Below are 26210 nucleotides of genomic sequence, written 5' to 3' on the forward strand. Positions count from 1 at the left end.
GACATAACGGCAAGAGGCGGCATTTCGTGTAAGCGTTTACACTTCAAACAGGGTGTTGCTGGTGCGTTGTTCCTGACAGCCAGAAAGTTGCAGGTCTTCATAGACAGACAACGGCAGAGTTAATTGCGGAGTGCGTAATATCACCTCTGCTTCTCTTTCCCGGCAGGATCCGAGCAAAAAGGGAAAGCTGAACTTGAGATAATTATCATTGAAGAAATCATCGTTCAGGACAATTCCACTGAAGGGAAAAGAGGCAATATTCTTCCAGCACGTTCCTGGCGGAGCCAAATCATAAAGCCAGAATGCGTGATGCTGTACGGCTTCTCGCAATGCCGCTTCATGCTTAACTAAACTGGCATAATTGATAGCAAGGGAGACATTTTCCATTTGCAGGCTGGGATAATTTTCTGGCGCCTTTAAAAAGCACGCAAGACTATTTCCCACTAAAGGGATAATTATTCGTTCGGGCGCATCGGGCAACTGATTGTGCAGTGAAATTATGTTGCTTCCGTTAAGTAATACTGTGCTTTCCTGTTCACAATGCATAAAGGGTGCTGAATAACACACGCCCATCAGTGCCCCGTCGAGGCGACGGATACGCTCAGTAACATAAGGATTGTATGAACTGTTTTCCATTTATCTCTATGAATAAATTAATTAACTGGAACGTCTTAATTATTATAAGGACGGCAAGGTTGCTGTGATCTTTACGCTTCCAATATAGATCGAAATGTTTGTTAAGGTCACCTTTTTTAGCTGTCTCTGATAGAGAGATATGGCGGCTAAAAGATGTATTTAATATTGAGTTATTGGAATTTCTGGAATGATTCAGATATTTTCAGGTGAAAACAATCAGCCTGCTAATATTCAGAACTCTATGCTTAGTTAAATTTTAGATAAGCAACTGTTTTTAAAGCGCACGGCTAGCCATTGCTTGCCAGCGTCAGATGTCGCACTCTGTGGCCGCAAAATGATAATGAGAGTCGGTAAACGGCTTTTCACCAGGCTGGTGCAATGATGCTGGCCGGAAGATGATTTAGGATGGGATAAAATATGGCTTCACCGTTATCCGCAGCAGAAGACTCTCTGTTGCGGCACAGGTCGTTTGTCGCCTTCTGGCTGGCGCGCACCTGTTCATCGTTTGGTTTCCAGATGTTCTCCGTGGCGGTTAGCTGGCAAATCTACGCCCTTACGCACAGCGCGATGGCGTTGGGGATGATTGGCCTGATGCAGTTCCTGCCTTCGGTATTACTGGCTCTGCCGGCCGGCCATCTTGCCGACCAGTTTGATCGCCGCCGCATTGTGCTGGTCGGGCAATTGATTGAATGGCTAGCTCTGCTTGGCCTGGTGGCACTGACGCTGATGCACTGGGCGGATAAAATTGAAATTTGGGGACTGGTGTTTCTGATCTCCGTGGCCAAAGCGCTGGAGTGGCCGTCGATCACGTCGATGCTCCCTGCGCTGGTGCCTCCACCGATTCTCGCGCGTGCCATGGCGGCGAGTTCAGTGGGCGGCCAGGCTGCAGTGATCGTCGGCCCAACCTTAGGTGGCCTGCTGTATGTGGCCGGTCCCGAGGTGGTTTACGGCGTCTCCGCCCTGTTTTATCTCTTCTCTCTGGTGTTGGTCAGCCGCCTTCGTTATGAACGTCCACCCCAAACGCGGATGCCGATGAATCTCACCACCATGTTTGCGGGCGTGCGTTTTATTCGTGAGCGCAAAGATGTGTTGGGTGTGATCTCTCTCGATCTGTTCGCCGTGTTACTGGGAGGTGCCACCGCGCTGTTGCCGATCTTCGCGCAGGATATTCTGCATACCGGCCCCTGGGGATTGGGCATGCTGCGCGGTGCACCTTCTGTAGGGGCGCTCATTGTTGGCGTGTGGCTCAGCCGTCACAAGCTGGAAAAACACGTCGGCATGATTATGTTTGGTTCGGTGGCGGGCTTTGGGGTCGCCACGCTGGTGTTCGCGCTCTCCACGCAATTATGGCTCTCTCTGCTGGCGCTGGCCGCGCTGGGTGGGTTCGACATGGTGAGCATGGTGATTCGCGGCGCGCTGGTGCAACTGGATACGCCGGATGACATGCGCGGTCGCGTGAATGCGGTCAACGCCATCTTTATTAACACCTCAAATCAGCTGGGCGAGTTTGAGTCAGGCTTGCTGGCGGCGTGGATGGGGGCGGTGCCTGCCGCAGCACTTGGCGGGATCGGCACGCTGGTGGTGGTAGCGGTCTGGATGACTATTTTCCCGCATCTGCGCAAACGGCAGAAGCTGGAGAATGAAAACGCAGGTTAAGTGCCAACAAAAACCGGCTCGCGGGCCGGTTAATGATGTCACCACTCTGCACTGCCATGAAAAGCCCCGCGCAAAGGGGGATCTGCGCGGGGAGGTTGACCTTATACGGTCGCGGTTTTCCCCAGGCTGGCGTCAAATTGTTTCCAGCTGTCTGTCATATCCACCACGGTTTTCGATTTTCGTGCTTCATCGATTTTGATCGCGGTCAGACCCGCTTCCAGTGCATCCACCACGGATACTTTCAGTGGCGTTCCCTGTTTAATGTGTTTGACGATCTCTTCAGCCATCAACGCATCGGCACCATAGTGACCGTCATAAGCATTGCCGCTGTAGGTGGTATCGACTTCACGCTCGCCGGTACGGGCGTTGTGTACGCGGAAGTAGTTACGCACAAAGTCGCCCTCGGCCATGCCGTCGGTGCCCATCACGCAGAAACGACGAAATTCATCCGGCACGTTGAGGTTGGCGTGGAAGGCGAGGGTTGCGCCATTGGCGTATTCGATCAGCGCCGTCTGGTAATCGACGATATCGGCGTCGCCGTCAAACACCGCATCCGTGCTCGACCAGCCGCTGGGCTTCACGTGATACACCTCAGATTGCGGTGTGACAGCGCCGGTGGGTGCATGCTGCGGGGTGAAGTTCTTACGTCCACCAAAACTGGCTACGCGTACCGGGCGCTCACCGACCAATCCCTGATAGAGGTCGATGTCGTGGCAGCATTTTTCCAGAATATAAGGACCGGCGTATTTTTCCAGACGTCGCCAGTCGCGCTGGAAGAAGGCGCCGTGATAAGGCTTGATGTGTTCAGTGGCTTCGATTGAGGTGATTTCACCGAGACGATTTTCATCGCGTGCGTTCAATAGATCGTGATACAGCGGTGAGTAACGCAGCACCAGGCCGACCAGAATGCGCTCATGGCCATATTGTTGTACCAGTTGCGCCATCGCCATCGTCTGCTCTTCATTGATCACCACCGGTTTCTCGGTAAACACGGTGTAACCGGCGGCCAGCCCCTGACGGATATGCTCGAGGTGCATAAAGTTGGGTGACCCCACCAGCAACAGATCGAAACCACCGTGCTGGAGCAGCGCATCCACGCTGTCGAACGCCTTCCCGGCATCAATACCGAAGGTGTGAAGATTTGGCAAGCCAGCGGGAGCCGGATCGACGTAACCCACCACGGAGAACTCTGCGTCAGCTTTGTTGAACTCTTTCACCACATGGGAAAGACGAAAGCCCAGACCAATAATGCCCACTTTCATGTTGTACCCCTGAAGCCCGTTGCTTGTTAGCTGCCCGACCCATCAGGCTGCTGATAATCTGACCATTAACTTATTACGGCAGAAAAACTAATGTCAATCCGTAACGCCGATCTCAAATTGGTACTTTTTGTTATCTTTATGTTTTATATGAATATTAATTAACTATACGGAATGCGTATTTATTTGTGATTGCGATTTAAGTTTTTTTCCCCTATCTTTCGCACATCTATAAGCATCATGCCGTTCGTGGCAGGCAGGAGGAAGCGCGTGCAATCACTTTTGCTGGGTATTGATGGCGGTGGTACACACTGTCGCGGGCGCCTGACGGACCACGCTGGCCACGTGCTGGCGGAAGCAACGGGCGGGCCCGCCAATGTCTGGTCGCAGTATGATGCCGCCATCAACGCCATTGAATCGGTCATCGACACGCTCTTTCAACAAGCGGGGCTGGCTGCTGATGCGCGTGACCGCACCCTGCTGGTGGCGGGTTTGGCGGGGGCCAATGTGGCATCGGTGCATTCACGGCTGCAAAGCTGGCAGCCTCGTTGTCAGGCGCGTTATCTGTTTACCGATGTCGAGATCGCCTGCGCGGGTGCGCACGATGGTGCACCAGGCGCGGTGCTGATTGTCGGGACGGGCAGCCAGGGCGCAGCCTGGGACGGCGCGCAGTTTACCCTGCTGGGTGGCTGGGGTTTTGCCCTGTCGGATGCCGGTTCAGGCGCCATCCTTGGACGCCGTGCACGGCGCTTAGCGTTGCTGGCGCACGAAGCTATCGTGCCTGCTTCAGCGCTGACTGAACGTATTATGGCGTTGCATCAACACAGCCCGGAACAGATGTTACTCTGGTCACAGCAGGCAACACCCGCCGAGTGGGGCAGCGTGGTACCTGAAGTCTTTGCCGCTGCACAGCAGGGCGATCCCCATGGCATTGCGCTGGTGCAGCAGGCCGCTGCCGATATCGTGCAGATGGTGCAACCCTTGCTGGCACGCAGTCACGGCAAACTGGCCCTGATGGGGGGGCTTGCGGTGCCGATTCAGCCCTGGTTACCGGCCGAGATTGCTGCACAGCTTGTGCCGCCGCAGGGAGATGCCTTAAGCGGCGCACTGCGCCTTGCCAGCCAGTTCAGCCAGCAACCGGCTTAGCCTCTTCTAACTTAAAAAAGAGATCCATGAGCGCTCCCAACGTAACTGCACGCATTTTGCGGCTGATTGTCGAAAATGCGCCAATCAGCCAGTCTGACCTCAAAGTCCGTAGCGGCCTGAGTATGTCCACGGTTTCGCAGGCCACCAACCGCTTGCTCTCCGGCGGTATTGTGCAGGAGCTGGGGTTGCGTCGTGTATCAATGGGACGACCGAAAACCCTGCTCGGCCTCAACCCGGATCACGCCAGTGTGGTGGGCATTCAGCTTAACGCCGAACGTAATTTGATCGTCTTAACCGATCTCAGCGGCAACATTATTGGCGAACAGCAGATCCCTTCAGGCGCGATGACCCCCAAGCAACTGGGTGATGCGCTGGCGAAGTTTTTGCGTGGTGTGGAAGGAAAGAAAGTCGGTGCCATTGGGCTTGCACTCTCGGGGCTGGTGGATGCCAGCAACGGCGTTTGCGTCTTGTCACGCGCGCTGGGCTGGAACAACGTGCCGATTGCACGCCTGCTGGAAGAACGTTTTTCACTGCCGGTCTTTATCGAAAATGATGCCAATGCCTTAGCCATGGCCGCGCTGGTATTTGGTCAATTGGGCCATGCGCAGTCAGCAGTGATCGCCACCTTTGGCAAAGGGATTGGGGCCGGAATCTTGCTGGATCGCCAGCTCTATCGCGGCCGCCATGGCAAAGCCGGTGAGATTGGTGTGTCATTGCTCGGTGATGGCTCCGAACGTTTGCTGGAAGATGTCGCCTCGTCACAGGCGATTTTGCAGCGTGTGGCAGTTTCACTGAAAGAGGCGCTGCCGCAGACGTTACGCGATCTGGATAGCCAGCCCACACCTGAAGTGCTTAGCGCGCTGGCGGAGGCCGGGCAGCATCTGGGCATGTCGCTGGCGAATCTGTCGGTGGCTTACGATCCTGACGTGGTGTATCTGGCGATGGAGCCGCAGATGGCCTCGCGCATCCTGCTCGACCACATTACGCAGAGCTTCCAGACCTATCGCCTGAAGATCACGCCGCAGATGACGCCGCTGCAGTTCCTCACTGAGTCGAATCGGATGTGGGCACAGGGTGCGGCAGGTTTTGCGGTGAATAAGCTGTTGGATTTACTGGCGGCGCAGGCTGATGAAGAGACGGTGTCTTAAAGCAGCAATAGCTGTAGTGGCGCGATCTGCATCGACGTTGTTCACTCGTTATAAGGAGAGCGCCGTAGCATAACTACGGCGCTTGCTTCGTTCAGGCGCTTAACGCAGGCGCAATCCCTGCTCATCAAACAACATTCCGCGCTCAGCATTGATCTGATAGCTGACGCGGTCGCCAATCTCATGTTCTGCCGCGTTACGCTCCTCAATCACCAGTAACTTCTCCTCACCGATATCCAGGTAAAGATAGTTGGTATGCCCCAGCATCTCGCTGAATGACAAATCAGCGCTAAAGCTCAGCGTATCGGTTTCCTGCTGCGCCGGTGAGAAATGTTCGGGGCGAATCCCCAGCGTGACTTTTTGTCCTTCATGGCAGGCTGCGTCGATCTTCATGGTCAGCGTTTGAATGCCCAATGCGGGCACGCGCAACTGCACGGCACCTGGCGCGATCGTAGCGATTTCCGCCTGCAGGAAGTTCATCTTCGGTGAACCGATAAACCCGGCGACAAACAGATTGTCGGGATCGTGATACAGCGCCATCGGTGCACCTACCTGCTCAATTTTGCCCTGACGAAGTACCACGATGCGATCGGCCAGCGTCATCGCTTCCAGCTGGTCGTGCGTGACATAAATCATGGTGTTGCCCAGTGAGGCGTGCAGGCGAGCGATCTCAATGCGCATCTGTAGCCGCAGCTCAGCATCCAGATTGGAGAGAGGTTCATCAAACAGGAAAATACGTGGATGGCGGATGATGGCGCGACCAATGGCCACACGCTGACGCTGGCCGCCGGAGAGCGCACGTGGCAGGCGATCCAGCAGTTCCGTCAGATGCAGACGCGCCGCCGTCTGGTTAATCGCTTTCTCAATTTCCGCTTTGGATTTCTTCATCACTTCCAGCGGGTAAGCCAGATTGCCGCGCACCGTCATATTCGGATAGAGCGCATAGGACTGAAACACCATGGCAATGCCACGCTCGGTGGCGGGCTGGTGCGTCATGTCTGCGCCTTCAATCAACAGCTTGCCGTCGCTGATCTCCTCCAGCCCGGCAATCATGCGCAGCAAGGTCGATTTACCGCAGCCGGAAGGGCCGACAAACACCACGAACTCGCCGCTGTTAATGGTGAGATCGATACCGTGAATCACATTCACATGGTCGTAGGACTTTTTAACGCTTTGCAGATGCAGGCTGGTCATGGTGATGCCTCAATCAGAGTAGTTGGCCCATGTAGATGGCGTTGCTGCGCATAATGGGCGTGAAACCGAGACGTTGATAAAAGCCGCACACCTTCTCGTTTTGCAGGCTTACGCCCAGATAAACACCCGGTACGCCAGCGGCACGCAGATCCTGCAGCAACTGCTCAATCAGTTTTCGTCCCCAGCCGCCCTGTTGCGCTGGCGGCAGCAGATTGATGTGCAGATGTGCAGGCCATTGCGCTACCAGTTGTTCCGCAGCGGTATCCGGCTGGAGGATGGCGTCCAGCACTTTGCTGTCGAGGGGGGCTCGCGGCGTGTAGTCGCGATATTGTTGTTGCAGTGGCGGCCACCACTGCGCATCCAGTTCTGCTTCGAAGGCGCGTGTATCCGGTGCTGCCACCGCATAACCCATCACTTCGCTTTCTATTTCAAGGGCATAAGCGAAGTCAGGCGCAAAGCGCGCGTAGGGAATGACAAAGCGCAGGCCGGGCAGTGCCGGGTCGGAATAGAGCGCGGTGGCGTCAGTGCCCGCATTGGCCGTTTCTAAGCAGATGCGCGACAGGGCCGGAAAATCGCTCTCGCTGGCGCGGCGAATAACACCTTTAGCCGTCATGGTGATGCCTCTGTGGTCATGAGATGAACAGATTTTACGGTAAATAAAGCTGACTTAGTTTTCAAGGTGTAATAATTGCGCTACCGCACAACATCGAGGTAAATCCTGAGGGGGGACGGTGGCCTGAACGGCCACGTGAAGCGGCGCAGAGCCTGTGGTGCCTGTGTTCTGGGATGATTTTGCCGCAGAGGCCTCTCACCTCTCTCAATAAGTATAGAATTTTCATATGGTCTGTCAGTGGGTTAATGCGGCGGAATGGCGTGAGTGATTTGTGCTGTCGGCAGAGGCATGTCTTCTTATGGTGTGCGCTTCAGCGGCTGTCATGCAGAATTCTCTACTGCATAGCCCGCTTTTCTTCTCACAGTTTGCACTGTATCACAGAGCAAAAATTCCGCAGTGAGGGTGTTTGACTTTCTTTTGTTCATAAAGTAAGTATGAATTAACGTCGTTATTATTGCTGCTGAATCAACCTGCCAGGACATGCAGGTGTCGCGATGAAGGGATGCCAGTCATCTGTTGGAGAAACCGAGCATGATGTGTGATTCAACCAAACGTCCGTCCCGTATGAAAAGCTCACTGCGCAGTGTGTCGCGTCTGGTTTCAGCCGGGATTTTGCTCGGTGCGACCCTGGCGACGGCACAAGCGGTCACGCTGAACGAATGGGATATTTATAACTATCCGCAGCAAACCGAAGCCGTGGATGAAGCGGTTAAAGCGTTCCAGCAGAAGAATCCGGGCATTACCATCCAGCGCTCGGTGCACTCTTTTGAAGACACACGCATTCCACTGAAGCTGGCGCTGACTGCCGGTGATGGCCCGCAAATCGCGCAGGTCAATCAGGGCGGTGGCGATATGGGTTCGCTGGTGAAAGACAAACTGCTGTGGCCGCTGGACGATTATGCCAAAACTTACGGCTGGACCACGCGCTTCCCGGATTCGATCCTCAAGCGTAACCGCTGGTCTGATAAGCAAGACTTTGGTAGCGGCAAACTGTATGGCGTGGCGAGTCTCGGTGAAATGGTGGGTCTGTATTACAACAAGGCGCTGCTGGACAAAGCGGGTGTTGCGATACCGAAAACCCTGCCTGAACTGGAAGCGGCAATGGAGAAACTGAAAGCCGCGGGTACGCCGCCGATGATGCTCGGCCTGCTGGATGGCAATATGGGCCAGCAGTTGCTGAGTACGGTATGGGAAGCACAGATTGAGAGTAAAGATCGCAAAGCCCTCGACGATCTGATTTACGACGTCGGCGGCACCTTCAAAGACGACAAGCTGGTGAAAGCGGCGAGCATGATGAAAAGCTGGAAAGACAAAGGCTACTTCTTCCCTGGCTTCGAAGGCATTGGCCATGATGATGCGGCCACGCTGTTCCAGAATGGTCAGGCCGCGTTCCTGGTGAGCGGCACCTGGTATCTCGGTCAGTTCAAAGACAATAAAGATGTGCACTTCGCGGCGATGCCGATGGGTGAGGGGGTACAGCATGCGCTAATGGTGGGCGGTACCGATCTGGCGTTCTCGATCACCAACACCGCGAAAACCAAAGAGCAGCAGGATGCGGCGGCCAAATTTATCGACTACATCGTTTCCGATGAGATGGCTAACCGCTGGTTGAAAGTGGGCTTCCTGCCGGCGGGTACCAGCAAGAATGCACAAATCCCTGCGGATAACCCGTTGCTGGCGGAGACGTATCAGGTATGGGTGACCCTCAACGAGCATGATGGCCTCGGCCATTATCTGGACTGGGCCACGCCGACCATGAATGCTGAGCTGAATCAGAACGTGCAGCTGTTACTGGCCGGAAGACAGACGCCGGAGCAGATGGTCACCAATTTCGACAACAACTATCAACGTTACCTGAAAACCCTGAAGCACTGATGACGTCCGGCCCGACAGCAATGCCGGGCCGTGAATTAGCCTGCAAGCGAGTAAGGTTATGCTGAACAAATCTGCCTGGCGCAATGCGCTCTATCTTCTGCCTGCCGTACTGGTCTATGCGGTGTTTTTACTCCTGCCGCTGCTGGCCTCGCTCGGCATCAGTTTCACCGAGTGGGATGGCACCTCCTTGCCGATTTTCACCGGTATCAGCAACTACGTGCGCATGTTCCAGGATCCGGTTTTCTGGGTGGCGCTCGGTAACAACGCGCTGCTGATGTTGTTTTACACCTTACTGCCGATTGGCGTCGGTCTGCTGTTGTGCAGCTTCCTGTATGAAACGCGCAACGGCAAAGAGCGCAGCGTATTGCGTATTCTGTTTTTCCTGCCTTACATCATGCCGATGGCGGTATTGGGCGTGGTGTGGCGCTGGCTGTATAACCCCGCGTTTGGTCCTATCGATCAGTTCCTGCGCGCGATTGGCTTGCCGCAGTTGGCTCTGTCGTGGCTGGGGGATTTCACCTGGGCGTTACCGGCCGTAGGTTTTGTCGCCACCTGGTATTTCTTTGGATTCTGTCTGGTGCTGTTTATGGCTGGATTACAGCGCATGGATCCCTCGCTATTAGAAGCCGCCGATTTGGATGGTTCTTCACGGCGTCAGAAGTTTATGCGTATCACGCTGCCCTCACTGCGCCCGGAACTGCGCATTGCGCTGCTGCTGACGGTGATTGCCAGCCTGAAGGCCTTCGATCTGGTGTATGTGATGACGCAAGGCGGGCCGGGTACGTCGACTATGGTGACCAACATCTTTATGTATAAGCAGGGCTTTGATCTGCACTACTTTGGCTACGCGTCTGCGGTTGCCGTGTTCAGTATGTTGATTGTGCTGATGATCAACGCCTGTATTCATTTTGCTATTCGGGAGCGTCACTGATGCGCGGTACGCCTGTTGTCTCACGCGCACTGATTTGGATTGTCGCGCTGATGACCATCCTGCCGTTTTTAATGGCGCTGATGACTTCGTTCAAAACGCAGATGGAGCTGTTTCAGGGCGTGTTCACGCTGCCTTCATCGCTGAACTTTAAAAATTACGTGACGGCCTGGCAGCAGGGGCACTTCAACGTCTACTTTATGAACTCGGTGCTGGTAGTGATTCCGGTGGTGATCAGCAGCATTTTGCTAGGGATTCTGGCGGGATTTGGTTTTGCCTGGCTGAAAATCCCCGGTAAGAAAGTAATAGCGGCGATGCTGGGCCTGGGTATGGTGCTGCCGAGTGAGGCTTTCATTATCCCGCTTTATCACGAACTGCGCTGGATGGGGCTGACGAACACGTATCTGGCGCTGATCCTGCCACAAATTGCCTTATCACTGCCGTTTACCACGTTGATGATTGCCACTGCACTGCAACAGGTGCCACGTGAACTGGTTGAAGCGTCAGTGATGGATGGTGCATCCCGGCGCAAAATCCTGTGGGGCATTCTGGTGCCCGCCATCTGGCCCACGCTCTCAACGCTGGCGCTGCTGCTGTTTATCTGGACGTGGAATGAGTTCCTGATTCCGCTGATTTTGGTCAACAAGGATGAACTGCGCACTTTGCCAATCGGCATGATGTTTTTCCAGAACAAAAACACCATTGATATTCCAGTGCTAATGGCGGGCGCGATGATTGTGATCATGCCGCTGGTGGCGGTGTTTCTGGTGTTCCAGCGCAAGTTTATCAGCGGAGTGACGGAAGGGGCGGTGAAGTAGGGGTGCGCCAGAGCACGACTCTGTGAGCACCTGCAACTGCGAACATTACAGGCCGTGGCCATTGGGGCGCCCGAGTTGATAGCGGGCGCATCCGTTAAGCCTATTTACAGCGCTGCTGCGATCGCCGCACCCAACTCTTCCGTTGAGGCGCTGCCGCCGAGGTCGCGCGTCAGGTTAGAACCGGCGGCCAGGGTGCGCTCAATGGCATCCAGCACGGCGGCACCCGCTTCGGCGTAACCGAGGTGCTCCAGCATCATCGCACCACACCAGATCTGTCCAATCGGGTTTGCCACGCCTTTGCCCGCGATATCCGGCGCTGAGCCATGCACCGGCTCAAACAGGCTCGGGAATTTCCCTTCCGGGTTGATGTTCGCGGAGGGCGCAATACCGATGGTGCCGGTACAGGCCGGGCCGAGATCCGACAGAATGTCGCCAAACAGGTTGCTGGCCACCACCACATCAAACCAGTCCGGATGCAGCACGAAGTTCGCGGTCAGAATATCGATATGATACTTATCGACTTTCACTTCCGGATAGCTCTGTGCCATGGCTTCAACGCGGCTGTCCCAATACGGCATGGTGATAGCAATGCCATTGGATTTGGTGGCAGAGGTCAGGTGCTTTTTCGGACGCTTCTGCGCTAACTCGTAGGCAAACTTCAGGATGCGATCGACGCCGACGCGCGTCATCACAGTTTCCTGAATCACCACTTCGCGGTCGGTGCCAGGGAACATGGTGCCGCCGACGGACGAGTACTCGCCCTCGGTATTTTCACGCACCACGTAGAAATCGATATCGCCGGGCTGACGATTGGCCAGCGGCGCTTTGACGCCCGGCATCAGGCGAACCGGACGCAGGTTGACGTATTGATCAAATTCGCGGCGGAACTGCAGCAGCGATCCCCACAGCGACACGTGATCCGGTACCACATCCGGCCAGCCCACCGCGCCAAAATAGATGGCATCAAACTGGCTGAGGGTGGCGAACCAGTCATCCGGCAACATCTTGCCGTGCTCTTGCCAGTATTCAGCGCTGGCGAAGTCAAACCATTGCCACTCCAGAGAAATATCGAATTTCTTTGCCGCTGCATCCATTACACGGATGCCTTCTGGCATCACTTCTTTGCCAATGCCATCGCCAGGGATGACGGCGATTTTGTAGGTTTTGCCGCTCATAGGGTTCTCACAGGTTGCTGTTGATGTTCTGAACGCAGTATAACCATGCATCACCGGGAAATAATTAGCCTGAGCGGCAAGCCAATGTTGAATAAAAGTAGAGAATCGCGCACTTCGACTGATGATCTGGCCTTCTTTGTGCGCGTCGCCGCGCTGGAGAGTTTAACCGCTGCGGCGCGTGAGCTGGGGTTGTCGCTGCCCGCCGTCAGCAAACGTCTCAGCCACCTTGAACAGCGTCTGGGGGTGCAACTGCTTAAACGCACCACGCGGCGGCTGGAGCTCACCGCTGAAGGAAAACGCTATCTGGAAGGGGCTCGCCCTTTGCTCGATCAACTGGCGGAGCTGGAGGAGTCGGTCAGCAGCCAGGCGGCGGTGCTGCGTGGCAGCCTGAACATCAACGCCTCGTTTGGATTTGGACGCCGCCATGTTGCCCCTTGCGTGTCGCGCTTTGCGGCGCTGCATCCTGAAGTCTCGTTATCACTACAGCTCAGCAGCCAGCCACTGAATTTCATCGATTCACACATCGACATTGATATCCGCATAGGCGAACCGCCCGATGCGCGACTCATCGCGCGCAAGTTACGCACCAATCCACGCGTGCTATGCTGCGCCCCGATTTATGCGCAACGTCACGGCCTGCCTGACAGTATTGTGGCGCTGGCGCAGCACAACTGTATTTTGCTACGCCAGTACGAAAGCGATTTCGCATTGTGGCGATTGAGTGATGGCCAGCAGCAGGTGACGCAAAAAGTGCAGGGCAGCCTGATCACCAACGATGGTGAAGTGGCGATGCAGTTAGCGATGGATGGGCACGGCATTTTGTTGCGATCCTGGTGGGATGCCCAGCACATGATTGAGCGTGGCGATCTGCTGCATATACTGCCAGCGTGGAGCAGCGTGGACGGGGATATTTTTGCGGTGTGGCGGCCGCAGCGTCAGTTACCTGCCCGCATTAGCGCCTTTGTGGATTTTTTGCAGTCCGCCTTGTAACTATTAAGTTATTTTTGATTATTTATAATCATAATTGACTGTTTGTGAGCATGATCAAACAAATCATTGGCTGATTAGCCTATAAATTGCCCTGCTTATGCGTGAATTCATTCTGTTTTGAGTGAAATGAATCAATAAGCATAAACAGGGTTGCCGTTGTGCACAGACACTAAAATAACAAAACAGGCAACCTCATTAACGGCAAGCGTGAAGCCCAGCGCAGGCCACGACCCTACGTTATCAATGAGGCTAAAATGAAACAGTTTTCTGCAGAAGGGATGATGATTATTGTCGGGATCGTCATCGCGTATATTCTGTTTACCACCTGGCTGACCTGGCGCCTGCGCAGTAAAAACAGCGGCGACTTTATGGCGGGATCCAACGTGATGCCGGCTTTTGTTGTGGGTGTGATGTTAATGTCTGAGTACATTGGCGCAAAATCGACCATTGGTACCGCCCAGGCGGCGTTTGAAGGTGGGTTTGCCGCATCCTGGTCGGTGATTGGTGCCGCGATTGGCTTCCCGCTGTTTGGATTCCTGCTGGTTAAGCGTATTTATAACACCGGAAAAATCACCATTTCGGGTGCGATTGCTGAACGTTACGGCAACTCAACCAAGAACATCATTTCCCTCATCATGATCTATGCGCTGCTGCTGGTGAACGTGGGGAACTATGTGAGCGGCGCAGCGGCGATCTCTACCGTGTTGAACCTCGATCTCACCACGGCGGCCGTGATCACCGCAATCGTCAGTACCTTCTACTTTATGTTCGGTGGCATGAAGGGCATTGCCTGGGTCACGCTGCTGCACAGCGGACTGAAATATATCGGTATCCTGATCATTCTCGGCGTCGCACTGCATATGACCGGCGGCGTTAGCCCGATGATCAAAGAGATGCCGCATTTCTACTGGACGTGGGACGGTAATATCGGGGCCAGCACCATATTTGCCTGGATGATAGGCACCATCGGTTCGATTTTCTGCACCCAGTTTGTCATTCAGGCCATTGCTTCCACCAAAAGTGCCGCATCCGCTAAGCGTGCAACCTGGGTTGCCTTCTTCTTTTGTATGCCGATTGCGATTGCCATTGCGTTGATTGGCGTGGCGGCGAAGTACCTGCATCCGGATATCAAAAGCCTGTATGCACTGCCGGTGTTTCTGCAGGATATGAGCCCATGGCTGGCGGGGATTGTGACCACCTCGCTGGTGGCCTCCATCTTCGTCAGTGTCAGTACTGTGGCGCTGGCGATTGCCTCGCTGGTGGTTAAAGATTTCTATGTGCCGTATCGCAACCCGACGCCAGAACGTGAATTCCGCATGACGCGCTGGTTGTCGCTGCTGATTGGTTTCCTGCCGTTAATTCTGGTGCTGTTCGTACCCGAGGTGCTGAAGCTCTCCTTCTTCACCCGCGCGATTCGTCTGTCGATCTCGGTGGTGGCGATTATTGCCTTCTATCTGCCGTTCTATAAAAGTACCCGAGGGGCGAATGCCGGTCTGATTGGGGCTTGCGTGGTCACCACCGTCTGGTATCTGCTCGGCGATCCGTTCGGCATCAACAATATGTACGTGGCGTTGATTACGCCAGCAGTGATCATGGTGATTGATCGCCTGATCCCTTCGGCACAAACGTACGACAAAAAAGCACCAAAATCTTCAATGCAAAACAGTGGAGCCTGAAATGACCGATTCAACGATTACCGTCGAACGTAACGGTAACCTTCATCCGCACGCGCAGGATGCGCAGCAGCTCACGGCGATGCTGCCTTCGGTCTGTCCGCAGAATCATGCCGCTAATCTGCTGCCGCTGCCCAACGGTGATCTGCTGTGTGTCTGGTTTGGTGGTACGCAGGAAGGTATTGCCGATATCTCCGTGTGGTGCTCGCGCCTGGAACAAGGCGGCAGCCAGTGGAGTGAGGCGCAGAAACTTTCTGATGATTCGACGCGCTCTGAGCAGAACCCGGTGCTGTTCCTCGATCCTGACCAGGTATTGTGGCTGTTATGGACAGCGCAGAAGTCCGGTAATCAGGACACGGCGATTGTGCGCTATCGCCAGTCACGTGATTTTGGCCGCAGCTGGAGCGCCATCGACACGCTGCTCGATCAACCCGGCACCTTTATTCGCCAGCCGATTACGGTGTTACCGAATGGCAACTGGCTGTTGCCGGTGTTCTATTGCCGCACTCAGCCGGGCGTAAAATGGGTCGGTAATGATGACATTAGCGCGGTAAAAATCTCCAGCGATAAAGGCAAAAGCTGGCGCGATGTGGCGGTGCCGGATAGCCTCGGCTGCGTGCACATGAACATTACTTTATTGCAGGATGGCAGTTTACTGGCGCTGTATCGCAGTCGTTGGGCAGACTTTATCTACCAAAGTCGTTCTGTAGACGGTGGTGAAAGCTGGAGTGCGCCGGCGGCGACGGAACTGCCGAACAACAACTCCTCAATTCAGGTGACCACGCTGAACAACGGCCATCTGGCGCTGGTGTTCAACGCCATGAGTGCCAAAGATGCCAGCGAGCGTCGCTTGTCGCTGTATGACGAAATCGAAGATGAGGATGAGGATGACGATGTGGCGGTGGCCGCTGAACCGGTGGTGCATAGCGGACGTACCGCGTTCTGGGGCGCACCGCGTGCACCGATGACGCTGGCCATCTCCCCGGATGGCGGCCAAAGCTGGCCGTGGCAGCGTCATCTCGATGAAGGCGACGGCTACTGCATGACCAACAATTCGCAGCAGAAGCTCAACCGCGAGTTCTCCTATCCCAGCATCAAGCAAAGTGAGGACGGCGCACTGCATATCGCCTACACCTATTTCCGTCAGGCGATTAAGTACGTCCGCGTTAACGAAGCGTGGGTGAGGGGCGAAAAATGAGTCGACACGCGCTGGTCACGGGTGTCAGTTCAGGTATTGGCGCGGCGATTGCCGATCATCTGCTGGCGCAGGGCTGGCAGGTGACGGGGTTCAGTCGCACACTGGTCAAGAAAGATCATCCGGGCTTTACCTCGGTGAGCGTGGATCTGTTCGATGCCAGTTTGCTGAAGCAGGCGCTGGCCGCTTTGCCAAAGGTGGATGCGCTGGTGCATGCCGCAGGCATGATGGCGGCAGCGCCGCTCGGCGATCTCGATGAGGAGCAGAGCGCGCGCCTGTGGTATCTGCATGTGCAGGTGGCGCAGATCATGGCGAACGCGTTGCAGCCGCAGATGACGCAGGGCGATCGTATTTTGCTGATCGGCAGTCGCACCTCACGCGGCGCCGCTCATCGCAGCCAGTATGTCAGCACCAAAGCGGCAATGGTTGGGATGGCGCGCAGTTGGGCGGCTGAATTAGCGCCGCAGGGGATCACCGTGAATGTGATCGCGCCCGGTGCCACTGAAACGCCCATGTTGCTGCAACCTGGCCGTGCCAGTTCACCACCCAAGCTGCCGCCCATTGGGCGCTACATCAAGCCGGAGGAAGTGGCGGCGCTGGCGGGTTTTGTGCTGTCCCCCGCTGCTGATGCAATAACCGGGCAGGAATTGGTTATCTGCGGTGGAGCGTCGTTGTAGATAGCGATTCGTGTTGTTATCCGCAGCTGATGCAATCACCGGGCAAGAGTGAATGATTTACGGTAGAGCGTCATTGTAGATGGCGGTCAATATGCTCCCCCTCATCCGTCTTCCCTGAATCCCGTCCGGGGTTCAGGGAGTGTTGGGACGAGAGCGGGTGGGCTAAAGGAAGCACATGAACCCTTTTTAACCTATCTCCCTCGCAATGCCGTGACATCCACCTGCCAGACATTCAGTTTGTTATACAGCGCGGTACGTGAAATCCCCAGTTGCTGTGCTGACTGGCGCAGGTTGCCTTTCTGCTCACTCACCACCTGCAATACATGCTGACGCTCATTTTCCTGCAATGATGTTAAAACGCTGGATTGTGGCGGCGAGACGCGCTGCGTCATCTCTTCCGGCAAATCCGGCTTGCCAATCTCCAGCCCTTCACACAAATTCACCATGCGTTCGACCAGGTTCTCCAGTTCACGCACGTTGCCCGGCCAGTGCCACGTCTGCAAGCAGTGCATGGCTTCAGACGACACCTGCGGCGCGATACGTTTCAAGCGGGTACAGAGCGCCTGAATAAACGTATTCACCAGACCTGGAATATCTTCCTGACGTTCTCGCAACGGTGGAATGGCTAATGAAATCACGTTAAGACGGTAATACAGGTCGCGGCGAAAGGCGCCTTTTTCCACCGCATCCAGCAGATTACAGTGGGTGGCGGCAATGATGCGCACATTGACCTTAAGCGGATGCGCGGCGCCAATACGCACCACTTCACTCTCTTGTAATACGCGGAGCAGGCTGGTTTGCGCCTCCAGCGGCATTTCGCCAATTTCATCCAGAAACAGCGTGCCGCCATCCGCCAGCTCGAATTTTCCCGCGGAGCCGCCGCGCCGGGAACCGGTGAATGCGCCATCGACATAACCAAACAGTTCGCTCTGCACCAGGTCACGCGGCAGGGCGCCGCAGTTGAGGGCGATAAAGGGTTCCTGATGTCGTGGGCTGGCGTTATGGATCGCCTGCGCGAACAACTCCTTGCCGGTGCCGCTTTCACCGCTTAACAGCACGGTGCTATCTGTGCGGCTGCTGGCGCGTGCCTTCTGAATGGCTTGCTGCACGCGCGGAGCGTGGCCGCGGATCATCTCAAAGGTATAACTGGCGCTGACGCCCATTACCTGCCGCGTAATCGCCCGGATGCGCTGGTTCTCGCGCAGAGACAGCACACGTCCACCATCGGGTGCCGGCATCAATGAAATCAGACAGGAGAGGGGCTGCACGCCGTCCGGGATAAACTGCAACTCACGGTCATTACAGAATGGCATGGTCAGCAGCGATCCTCCCTGGGGTTGCAGTAACACATCAATCGGCCCGGCTTGAGGATCGAGACCACTAAAGATCTGCCGCGCATAGCGGTTTAACGTTTTGATCCGTCCGTGGCGATCGCAGACGATCACGCCCTCATTCAGGGTTTCCAGGATCGACTGTTGTTCTGCCAGCAAACTGCGCAACATTAATTGTTGTCCCACCGCTTCTGCAGCGGCCTGTACCGTGCCGAGCGTGTGGGCATTGAAATTATCCGGCGTGGCAGTGAGCGTGAGCACGCCGAGCAGTTGGCCGCTGGCATCTCGAATCGGCGCGGCTGCGCACTGGTAGTGGCGCTTACGCAGATCGATCTTCCAGTTTTCACCGCTTAACACATACACCAGCCGTTGCTCAATCAGGCAACGTGCCGTGCAGTTGGTGCCGAGCACCTCTTCGCTCAGGATGCTACCAATCGGCGTCAAATCAGCGCCGCAAAAATGCAGCGTGACACCTTGCGCGTCGGTGAGGTTGATATGGCCATCCGGGTTATAGGCCAGCAGGTTTTCCATTACGTTACGCGCCACCGCAATCAGCTCGGTATTGTGCGCCAGGATGGCCTTCAGCTCATCCGCAGGAGGCGAAGTGTAGATGAAGGTGTGTGGATCGATGGCGCGCTGCTGCGATCGCTGCCATGACTGCAAAATACTGCGCCGCATCCAGCCCGGTTGTTCCCCCCGGACAAAGCTGTGCCAGCCCTGCCAGAGCAAGGTATCCCATTCGCCCGCTTCAGCCCCTTCCGGCAGGCTGAAAATCGGGTCGCTTTCATCTTTAAACGGCAAACGTTCGCTGGCGCGCATCAGAGGCTCCTGGTCAATCTGGAATGTCCATTTTATTGACATGTGAAGTTGACATGTAAAGTTTATGACCAATTCAAAACGCAACGCTGTGTGGTTCCTCACATAAATTGCCCCTTTTTAGTTGGCATCTGGATTGCAATGAAATGCCTATCTCACCTGTCCCGAACGGACATATCCAAAACAGTAAGGAATGATTTATGACATTTCATCTTCAACCGGTACGTGTTGGTCTGATTGGCGCAGGGCGAATGGGCAGCTTCCACGCCGAGAATCTGGCATATCGCGTCCCCGGCGCCACGCTGGCAGCTGTCGCCGATCCGCAGCCCGGTGCAGTGGAAAAGCTCGCCAGCAAGCTGGGTGTCGCGAAAGCCTATAGCGATTTGCATGCGCTACTACTCGATCCTGAAATTGATGCGATTGCCATTGCGGCGCCCGCTCGCACCCATGCCGAGTGGGTGATTGCCGCTGCGAATGCCGGTAAGCAGGTATTTTGTGAGAAGCCAATGGCGGTCACGCTGGAGGAAGCTGACCGCGCGATTGCCGCCGCCAAAAGCGCAGGCGTAGTGTTGCAGGTGGGCTTTAATCGCCGTTTCGATACGGGTTTTGCGGCGGCGATTGCGGCAGTGAAGGCAGGCGAGAACGGTATTACGCAGTTGAGCCGTTCTGTAACGCGCGATCCGGCGCTGCACGATCCGTCGCGCATCCCGCAGTGGACCATTTATCTCGAAACGCTGATCCATGATTTCGACACCCTGCTGCATTTCAACCACGGGGCGAAGCCGGTGGAAGTGTATGCCATCGCCGATGCGCTGGTGCGGCCGGACTTCAAAGATAAAGGCTTACTGGATACTTCGGTGGTGACCATTCGCTTTGATAACGGAGCGATTGCCATCGCAGAGGCCAACTTCCAGGCAGTGTACGGCTACGACGTGCGCGGCGAAGTGTTTGGCAGTAAGGGGATGTTGCAGGCGGGCCATATCACCTCTTCTAACTGTGTGCGCTACAGCGCCAGCGGCATCAGCATGGAGACCTCGCGCATGGATTCGGATCTGCTGCGCGATGCCTATGTGGCGGAGATGATCGAATTTGCCCGCTGTATCCGCACCGGCGAAGACGCGCGCAATGCACTGGAGATTGCGCTGGCCTGTATTGAATCGGTCACCCACAACCTGCCTGTCAAAGTAGGAGCGCGCTAATGGCTGCTTATCAACTCTCGGTTTGTGCCGAAATGGTGTTCCTCGATCTGCCATTTGTTGAGCGTGTGAAACGCATTCACGCGCTGGGGTTTGGCGTTGAAATCTGGGGATGGGCCAATAAAGACATTGATGCGTTGGTGGCGACCGGTGCGCGATTCACCTCCATGACCGGCTACCTCACTGGCAATCTCACCGATGATGACGAGATCCAGCAGCTCTTGCAGAGTGCCGAAGCCTCGCTGGCGGTGGCTGAACGGCTTAACTGCCCTGGATTAAATTTGCACGGCACCGGGCTGGATGACAAAGGCTTGCCGGTCAAACCCGTGGAAGTGGTAACCGGTGCGATGTGGCTGAAAGCGGTCTATACCTTGCGCAAAGTGGCGCAACTGGGCGAACGCGCCGGGCGCGTGTTCACCCTGGAAAACCTCAACCTGCCGGTCGATCACCCCGGCACCCCGTTCGCGCTGGCCGCCGATACCCTGGCGCTGGTGGAAGCGGTCAACAGCCCGGCGCTAAAGATGAATCTCGACCTTTACCATGCGCAGATTGGCGAGGGCAATTTGATTGAGCTGATTCGCCGCAGCGGTTCCGCCATTGGTGAAGTTCAGGTGGCGGATGTACCGGGTCGCCAGCAGCCGGGCACCGGCGAGATCAACTATCGCGCCATCGCGCGTGCACTGCAGGAAGTGGGTTACAGCGGTACGGTGGCGATGGAGGGCTGGGCCAGCGGTGACAGCACCGCCGCGCTAGAGCAGTTCCGCGATCACTTCACGATTTAAGCGTTTTACCGCCGGGTATTTGCCTGTTGCCCGGCGTCATAACAATAAAACCTCAATCTACAGGAATCACCTCATGAACATCCGAAACATCGTGCTTTGTCTGTGCTCGCTGCTGCTGAGTTTGAGCGTCAGTGCGAAAACCTTCACCGTCGGCGTTGCGCTGGCCAACTTCGACCTTAACTTTGTCTCGATTCTGCGTACGCAGATGCAGGCAGAGCTAAAAGCCAATCAGCTCAACGGCCAGTTCGTGGATGCCAAAGGAGATGTGGCACTGCAAGTACAGCAGGTTGATGATTTTATTAACCAGGGCGTGGACGCCATCATCCTTAATCCCGTCGATACGCAGGGCGTGTTGCCGATGATCACCGCCGCGAAAAACGCCAATATCCCGCTGATTTTCGTCAATCGTAAGCCAGAAGTGAAACTGCCGGGCGACATGGCTTATGTGGGTTCTGACTCTGCATTGGGCGGGGAAATGCAGATGGAAGCGTTAGCGAAGAAGATGAATTACAAAGGTAATGTGGCGATTCTGATGGGCGCACTGTCCAATGAAGAGGCGCGCGAGCGCACCCGCGCTGTCGAAGCGGTGATCGCCAAATATAAAGACATGAAGGTGATTGAGAAGCAGACCGCCAAGTGGCAGCGCAATGAAGCCGTGGATGTGGTATCGAGTTGGTTGCTGAACCAGCGTCCGATCGATGCGATTGCCGCTAACAATGATGAAATGGCGATTGGTGCCATCATGGCGCTCAGTCAGGCGAAAAATGAAAAAATTCTGGTCGCGGGAATCGATGGCACGCCTGATGGACAGCAGTTTGTGAAGAACGGCAAGATGACACTGACCATTTTCCAGGACGCTAAAGGTCAGGCAACCGGTGCAGTACAGGTGACGAAGGCACTGCTGGATAAACAGAAAGTGCAGGAGTACAACTGGGTGCCGTATCAGACCATCACTCCGGAAAACTACGCGCAGTTTGCTGCAAAGTAAGTTGAGCGTCATGGCACAGGCGCACGACGTTGCGCCTGTGCTGCCCGGGAAATCATCGCATTCAAGTGAACCTGCTCACATCCTTCTCTTTCAATTATTCACGGTCCTAAACTTTCCCATTAACGCGCCGATAATTTCACCACTCAGTCTGAGCACTTTGCCCTGACGTTTGGGCATCTTAATCAACCTCTGGTGTGGAAAATTGCCATGATCGCAACGCCCTTGTCAGGCCCGGATGCCGCGCCGGTGGAGATGGTTTCGCTGCGACGTATTGCACAGCGCGCAGATAGCCTTGCGGTGATCCTCAACTGGGGATTGTGGCCGATTGCACTCGGCGTTGGGTGGATGAATGACAGTTTAACCGTAGCGCTGATTGCTGGCCTTGCGTTGGCACTGCTGTCGACCTTCTTTGGCACCGTCCTGCGCGGCACGCTGACTTCAAGGTTGGTGCTCTCAGCCCTGTTGATCGGCTGGGCAGGTTTACTGATTCAACTCGGCGGTGGTGAAACCGAATATCACTTCTCGGTATTTGTGTTGATGTCGGTGCTGCTGGCGTGGCGCGACATCCGTCCACTGATCATGGGCGCGGCGGCAGCGGCCACGCATCACATTCTGTTTAATTATCTGCAGGAAAACGATCTTTTCGGCGTGGTGGTGTTCCATCATCCGGGCTGGGACATGGTGGTGTTTCATGCCCTGTTTGTGGTGGCGCAGACCGCCATCTTGCTGGTGATTGCGCGTCAGATGGCCGCCGATGCACGTTCCGCGAGTGAAGTCGCGGAGCTAGCCTCACGGATCAATCAGCAGGCCGGGTATCTGACGCTGAATGCGGATAGCCAGCAGAGTGAAAGCCCGTTCGCCCGCACCTTCAGTACCACGTTGGGCACCATGCATGGCACGCTTCATCAGGTGAGTCTCGGCGTGAGCGCCTTGTTGACGGAGTCTGAAAGTATATTGCAACGCAACGCTGAACTGTCGACCCGCACCGATGAACAGGCGCAGGCACTGGAAGTCGCGGCCAGTGCGATGACGGAAATCAGCATTGCTGCCAGCTTAACGCGTGACAAAGCACAGAGTGCAAGCGAACTCGCGCGGGATGCACGTGCGGTGGCCACGCACGGAGAGGAAAATATACAGTCGGCGATGAGCTCAATGGCGAAAATCAGCCAAGAGTCACAGCGGGTGAAAGTGATTTTAGCATTGATCGACGGCATCGCTTTCCAGACCAATATTCTTTCTCTGAATGCTTCAGTAGAAGCGGCGCGCGCCGGCAGTCAGGGGCGTGGTTTTGCCGTGGTGGCAAGCGAAGTGCGCAATCTGGCGATGCGCAGCGAGAATGCTGCGCGCGAAATTCGCCAACTGATGGATGCCAGCAGCCTGAGCACCGAACATGGCACCGTGCAGATTGAACATGCTGCACAGACCATGCGTGATATTCACAGCAGCATCAGCGGATTGTCACAGCTGGTCACCGAGTTGTCTGAGATGAGTGAACAGCAGAATTTGAGCATCGAGCAGATTCAGCAGAGCATCAACAGCATCGATCACAGCGTGCATCACAACGTTCAGCACGTGGCGGAAACCTTGCAAGTGGCGCATCAGCAGCAACAGCAGGCGAATCGGTTGCAGCAGGCGATTGCGCTATTCAGACTGGATTGATCGGCGAGACGAGCAAATCTCGACCTCTCTGGCTGGCAGGGCGCACCGATTGAAGTGCGCCCCTGTTGGCAGATTAAGCCACACCCTTGACCAGTAACACGCGATAGTTCGCGCCTTTGACCCGATGGGCTTTCGCTTCCTGATACGCCGGGCTGTGGTACCAGGCTTTTGCTGCATCAATATCCGCAAATTCCAGCACCACTACGCCTTCCGCCTCACGGCCTTCCAGCACTTCAAGATCGCCATAAAATGCCAGCGGCGTGATCTGATGATCGCCGCGTGCCTCACCGGCTTTCTGCGCGTAGGTCGCCAGCTCATCTTTATCCAGCGTTTCGTCTTTAATCATCACCACATAAGCGGCCATTACTGCTCTCCTCGCGCCTGACGTTTGTCTTCGGTGTTGGTATCGAAATCAGAGGCATCGTGGCGTTCCAGCAGTTGATCCTGTGGTTCGGCACCAAATGCCTTATTCACTTTGCGACCCCGAATCACCGCTGGACGCTCAGCGATCTCTTTAGCCCAGCGCACCACGTTTTTGTACGACTGCACATCAAGGAACTCGCCGCCGCCATAGATGTTGTTCAGCACCAGGTTGCCGTACCACGGCCAGGTGGCGATATCGGCGATGGTGTATTCCTCACCGGCGAGGAAACGGTTATTGGCGAGCTGACGATCCAGCACATCCAGCTGACGCTTGGCTTCCAGCGTGAAGCGGTTGACGGCATACTCGATTTTTTCTGGTGCGTAGAAATAGAAGTGACCATAGCCGCCGCCAAGGTAAGGCGCAGAGCCCTGCAGCCAGAACAACCAGTTCAGGGTTTCGGTGCGGCCTGCAATATCCGCCGGGATGAAGTGACCAAATTTCTCGGCCAGATACAGCAGAATGTTGCCTGATTCGAACACGCGCAGCGGTGGCGTGACTGAGTGGTCACTCAGTGCCGGAATTTTGGAGTTCGGGTTCACGTCAACGAAACCGCTGGAGAACTGATCGCCATCACCGATGCGAATCAGCCAGGCATCGTATTCGGCTTCTTTTGCCCCGACGGCCAGCAACTCTTCCAGCAGGATGGTGACCTTCTGGCCGTTTGGCGTCCCCAGTGAATAGAGCTGCAGCGGATGTTTGCCCACCGGCAGGGTCTTCTCATGCGTCGGCCCGGCGAACGGACGGTTGGTTTTTGCGCCGTTACCTTTGGCTTCCGGGTCCCAGGTCCAGACTTTCGCGGGCTGATACTGATTTTCCGACATAATGATTTCGCCTTGTTGTGATTGCGTTTTTTGCTGCTACTGAGTGTAGCAGCGACAGATGAAGGCGATTTAACCGCGCTGGCGGTGAGATGCAAAGTGTGATTATGCGAAGTTCTCTTGCGTAAACAGCATAAAGTCGACTTTGCCGGACTGGTAGGTGTCAGGCTGTTCACCCTCTTCGAGATGTTTTAGCAATAAGGTCAGCGCCAGCTGAGCATGGCGCAGGGTGTTTTGATCGAGTGTTAGCGTCAGCACGCGCTTCTCAAAAAGCTGGCGCGTGGTGGCATAAAGTTCATGCGTCACGTACACCACTTTGCCGCCGAGTCGATGGCGCGCCAGCGCTTCGTGAATCTGCGTATTGCCGAGGCCGGTGTTGTAGAGTCCGACGATATTTTGCGATCCGGCCAGGGTTTTCTCCAGCAGGCGGCTAATGCGATCGCGTTCATCCTGCCCGGCCAAAACTTCCCGTAACCTGAGCTGCGGAAAACGCTCCGCCAGCACGGTTTGAAAACCTTCAATGCGCTGACGATGCGCCGAATAGTCGGCGCGACCACTCACCAGCACCACATCGCCCGGTGCTTTGATCATACTGCCCAGCATCAATCCGGCGGTGCGTCCGGCTTTGTATTGATCGATGCCGACGTGACACAAGCGCGCTGCATTGGGCAGGTCCGTGACCATGGTGATCACCGGCACGCCGCGTGCCTGACACGCCGCTAAGGCATCATAAATCAGCGTATTCTCGTGGGCGAAAACGATCAGCGCATCCATCTTTTTACTGCTGGCAGCAATGTGTGCGGCCAGTTTCTCGGGGGCGTTTTCCGGGATCAGCGTGCGATGCAGGCGCAGTCGACGATAGCCCAGCTCATCAGCCAGTCGGGCAAAGTCCTGTGCCAGCTGTTGGAAGAAGAACGAGCCGTTGCCGCTGAGCAGCACTTCGATCTGCCAGCTATGGCGATGCTCCTCTGGCAAAATACGCTTCAAACCCGCATCCCGCGCCGCCTGCAGAATTTTTTTTGTCATCGCCGGAGACACACCACCGCGATCGTTGAGTACCCGATCGACCGTGGCCACGCCCACGCCTACTTGCTTTGCCAGCTCCGCCAGCGTCAGTGCTTTCATCTGAGGTAATTCCATCAAAAACCGCGTTCAGCTAGCCTGCCAGAAAGCGCTATTTTGACAACATCGGCTATTCCGAAGTGTGAACAAAAGG

The 26210-nt window shown here is 55.6% G+C and carries 23 protein-coding genes; 14 read left to right on the forward strand and 9 right to left on the reverse strand.

Features of this window, described 5'->3' with window-relative positions; all coding sequences use genetic code 11:
• Positions 1-36 precede the first annotated feature (36 nt).
• The gene (locus tag JK231_RS16700; protein WP_211729091.1) at positions 37-636 is read right to left on the reverse strand and encodes a hypothetical protein; all 600 of its coding nucleotides are present in this window, start codon (positions 634-636) and stop codon (positions 37-39) included.
• A gap of 417 nt (positions 637-1053) precedes the next feature.
• Between JK231_RS16700 and JK231_RS16705 the strand changes: the two genes are divergently transcribed.
• The gene (locus JK231_RS16705) at positions 1054-2292 is read left to right on the forward strand and encodes an MFS transporter (RefSeq protein WP_097118986.1); all 1239 of its coding nucleotides are present in this window, start codon (positions 1054-1056) and stop codon (positions 2290-2292) included.
• A 101-nt stretch (positions 2293-2393) separates the two neighbouring features.
• Here the strand turns inward: JK231_RS16705 and JK231_RS16710 are convergent, their stop codons facing one another.
• Entirely contained in the window at positions 2394-3554 is a 1161-nt protein-coding gene (locus JK231_RS16710) for a Gfo/Idh/MocA family oxidoreductase (RefSeq protein WP_160834344.1), read from the reverse strand.
• 267 nt (positions 3555-3821) lie between these two features.
• Between JK231_RS16710 and JK231_RS16715 the strand changes: the two genes are divergently transcribed.
• Complete coding sequence (locus tag JK231_RS16715; protein ID WP_176505788.1) at positions 3822-4697, forward strand: BadF/BadG/BcrA/BcrD ATPase family protein; 876 nt, start codon at positions 3822-3824, stop codon at positions 4695-4697.
• 26 nt (positions 4698-4723) lie between these two features.
• On the forward strand, positions 4724-5845 hold the full coding sequence (locus JK231_RS16720; protein ID WP_058961835.1) for an ROK family transcriptional regulator: 1122 nt from the start codon (positions 4724-4726) through the stop codon (positions 5843-5845).
• A 99-nt stretch (positions 5846-5944) separates the two neighbouring features.
• On the opposite strand, the gene JK231_RS16725 is transcribed toward JK231_RS16720, so the two are convergent.
• Together JK231_RS16725 and JK231_RS16730 are read right to left on the reverse strand one after the other, a co-directional pair.
• Positions 5945-7036, reverse strand: coding sequence for an ABC transporter ATP-binding protein (locus JK231_RS16725; protein WP_211729092.1), 1092 nt, complete (start codon positions 7034-7036; stop codon positions 5945-5947).
• 13 nt (positions 7037-7049) lie between these two features.
• Entirely contained in the window at positions 7050-7649 is a 600-nt protein-coding gene (locus JK231_RS16730) for a GNAT family N-acetyltransferase (protein WP_160834342.1), read from the reverse strand.
• Between the two features lie 531 nt (positions 7650-8180).
• On the opposite strand from JK231_RS16730, the gene JK231_RS16735 reads away from it, so the two are divergent.
• The 3 genes from JK231_RS16735 to JK231_RS16745 are packed head-to-tail and all read left to right on the forward strand — an operon-like array spanning position 8181 to position 11270.
• The gene (locus JK231_RS16735) at positions 8181-9524 is read left to right on the forward strand and encodes an extracellular solute-binding protein (protein ID WP_097118990.1); all 1344 of its coding nucleotides are present in this window, start codon (positions 8181-8183) and stop codon (positions 9522-9524) included.
• Between the two features lie 58 nt (positions 9525-9582).
• Complete coding sequence (locus JK231_RS16740; protein ID WP_038643559.1) at positions 9583-10455, forward strand: sugar ABC transporter permease; 873 nt, start codon at positions 9583-9585, stop codon at positions 10453-10455.
• Positions 10455-11270: a carbohydrate ABC transporter permease gene (locus JK231_RS16745; RefSeq protein ID WP_034826777.1), complete on the forward strand. Its 816-nt coding sequence runs from the start codon at positions 10455-10457 to the stop codon at positions 11268-11270. Before JK231_RS16740 ends, JK231_RS16745 begins: the two co-directional genes overlap by 1 nt.
• Positions 11271-11374: 104 nt before the next feature.
• Here JK231_RS16745 and JK231_RS16750 read toward each other — a convergent pair whose 3' ends face one another.
• Positions 11375-12445 (reverse strand): tartrate dehydrogenase, encoded by a 1071-nt coding sequence (locus JK231_RS16750; RefSeq protein WP_097118991.1) that lies wholly within the window; start codon positions 12443-12445, stop codon positions 11375-11377.
• Between the two features lie 84 nt (positions 12446-12529).
• Here JK231_RS16750 and JK231_RS16755 point away from each other — a divergent pair, with 84 nt between their 5' ends.
• From JK231_RS16755 to JK231_RS16770, 4 genes are all read left to right on the forward strand, one after another.
• Complete coding sequence (locus JK231_RS16755; protein ID WP_160834340.1) at positions 12530-13435, forward strand: LysR family transcriptional regulator; 906 nt, start codon at positions 12530-12532, stop codon at positions 13433-13435.
• Positions 13436-13689: 254 nt separating this feature from the next.
• Entirely contained in the window at positions 13690-15111 is a 1422-nt protein-coding gene (locus JK231_RS16760; RefSeq protein ID WP_211729093.1) for a sodium:solute symporter family protein, read from the forward strand.
• 1 nt (position 15112) lies between these two features.
• Positions 15113-16306 carry an exo-alpha-sialidase gene (locus JK231_RS16765; protein ID WP_211729094.1) on the forward strand — a complete coding sequence of 398 codons (1194 nt, stop codon included), beginning with the start codon at positions 15113-15115 and terminating at the stop codon, positions 16304-16306.
• The gene (locus JK231_RS16770; RefSeq protein ID WP_058961842.1) at positions 16303-16980 is read left to right on the forward strand and encodes an SDR family oxidoreductase; all 678 of its coding nucleotides are present in this window, start codon (positions 16303-16305) and stop codon (positions 16978-16980) included. Before JK231_RS16765 ends, JK231_RS16770 begins: the two co-directional genes overlap by 4 nt.
• Positions 16981-17171: 191 nt before the next feature.
• Here JK231_RS16770 and JK231_RS16775 read toward each other — a convergent pair whose 3' ends face one another.
• Positions 17172-19130 carry a sigma 54-interacting transcriptional regulator gene (locus JK231_RS16775; RefSeq protein ID WP_211729095.1) on the reverse strand — a complete coding sequence of 653 codons (1959 nt, stop codon included), beginning with the start codon at positions 19128-19130 and terminating at the stop codon, positions 17172-17174.
• A gap of 197 nt (positions 19131-19327) precedes the next feature.
• On the opposite strand from JK231_RS16775, the gene JK231_RS16780 reads away from it, so the two are divergent.
• The 4 genes from JK231_RS16780 to JK231_RS16795 all read left to right on the forward strand — a co-directional run bounded on the left by JK231_RS16780 (position 19328) and on the right by JK231_RS16795 (position 23752).
• Positions 19328-20326, forward strand: a complete 999-nt coding sequence (locus JK231_RS16780; protein WP_211729096.1) for a Gfo/Idh/MocA family oxidoreductase — start codon at positions 19328-19330, stop codon at positions 20324-20326.
• Positions 20326-21105, forward strand: coding sequence for a TIM barrel protein (locus JK231_RS16785; RefSeq protein WP_211729097.1), 780 nt, complete (start codon positions 20326-20328; stop codon positions 21103-21105). Before JK231_RS16780 ends, JK231_RS16785 begins: the two co-directional genes overlap by 1 nt.
• A 73-nt stretch (positions 21106-21178) precedes the next feature.
• Complete coding sequence (locus JK231_RS16790; protein ID WP_034826747.1) at positions 21179-22093, forward strand: substrate-binding domain-containing protein; 915 nt, start codon at positions 21179-21181, stop codon at positions 22091-22093.
• A 207-nt stretch (positions 22094-22300) separates the two neighbouring features.
• Positions 22301-23752: a methyl-accepting chemotaxis protein gene (locus tag JK231_RS16795; protein ID WP_211729098.1), complete on the forward strand. Its 1452-nt coding sequence runs from the start codon at positions 22301-22303 to the stop codon at positions 23750-23752.
• A gap of 73 nt (positions 23753-23825) precedes the next feature.
• On the opposite strand, the gene JK231_RS16800 is transcribed toward JK231_RS16795, so the two are convergent.
• The 3 genes from JK231_RS16800 to JK231_RS16810 all read right to left on the reverse strand — a co-directional run bounded on the left by JK231_RS16800 (position 23826) and on the right by JK231_RS16810 (position 26119).
• Positions 23826-24116: a DUF1330 domain-containing protein gene (locus JK231_RS16800; RefSeq protein WP_034826742.1), complete on the reverse strand. Its 291-nt coding sequence runs from the start codon at positions 24114-24116 to the stop codon at positions 23826-23828.
• Positions 24116-24997, reverse strand: coding sequence for a glutathione-dependent disulfide-bond oxidoreductase (gene yghU, locus JK231_RS16805; protein WP_038643540.1), 882 nt, complete (start codon positions 24995-24997; stop codon positions 24116-24118). The genes JK231_RS16800 and yghU overlap by 1 nt, the downstream gene beginning before the upstream one ends.
• A gap of 102 nt (positions 24998-25099) precedes the next feature.
• A complete protein-coding gene (locus tag JK231_RS16810; protein WP_211729099.1) occupies positions 25100-26119 on the reverse strand; it encodes a LacI family DNA-binding transcriptional regulator in 1020 nt (339 codons plus the stop codon).
• Positions 26120-26210 lie beyond the last annotated feature (91 nt).

It is taken from the genome of Pantoea sp. JGM49, from assembly GCF_018257655.1.
In the GTDB taxonomy this organism is placed as follows: Bacteria; Pseudomonadota; Gammaproteobacteria; order Enterobacterales; family Enterobacteriaceae; genus Pantoea; species Pantoea communis.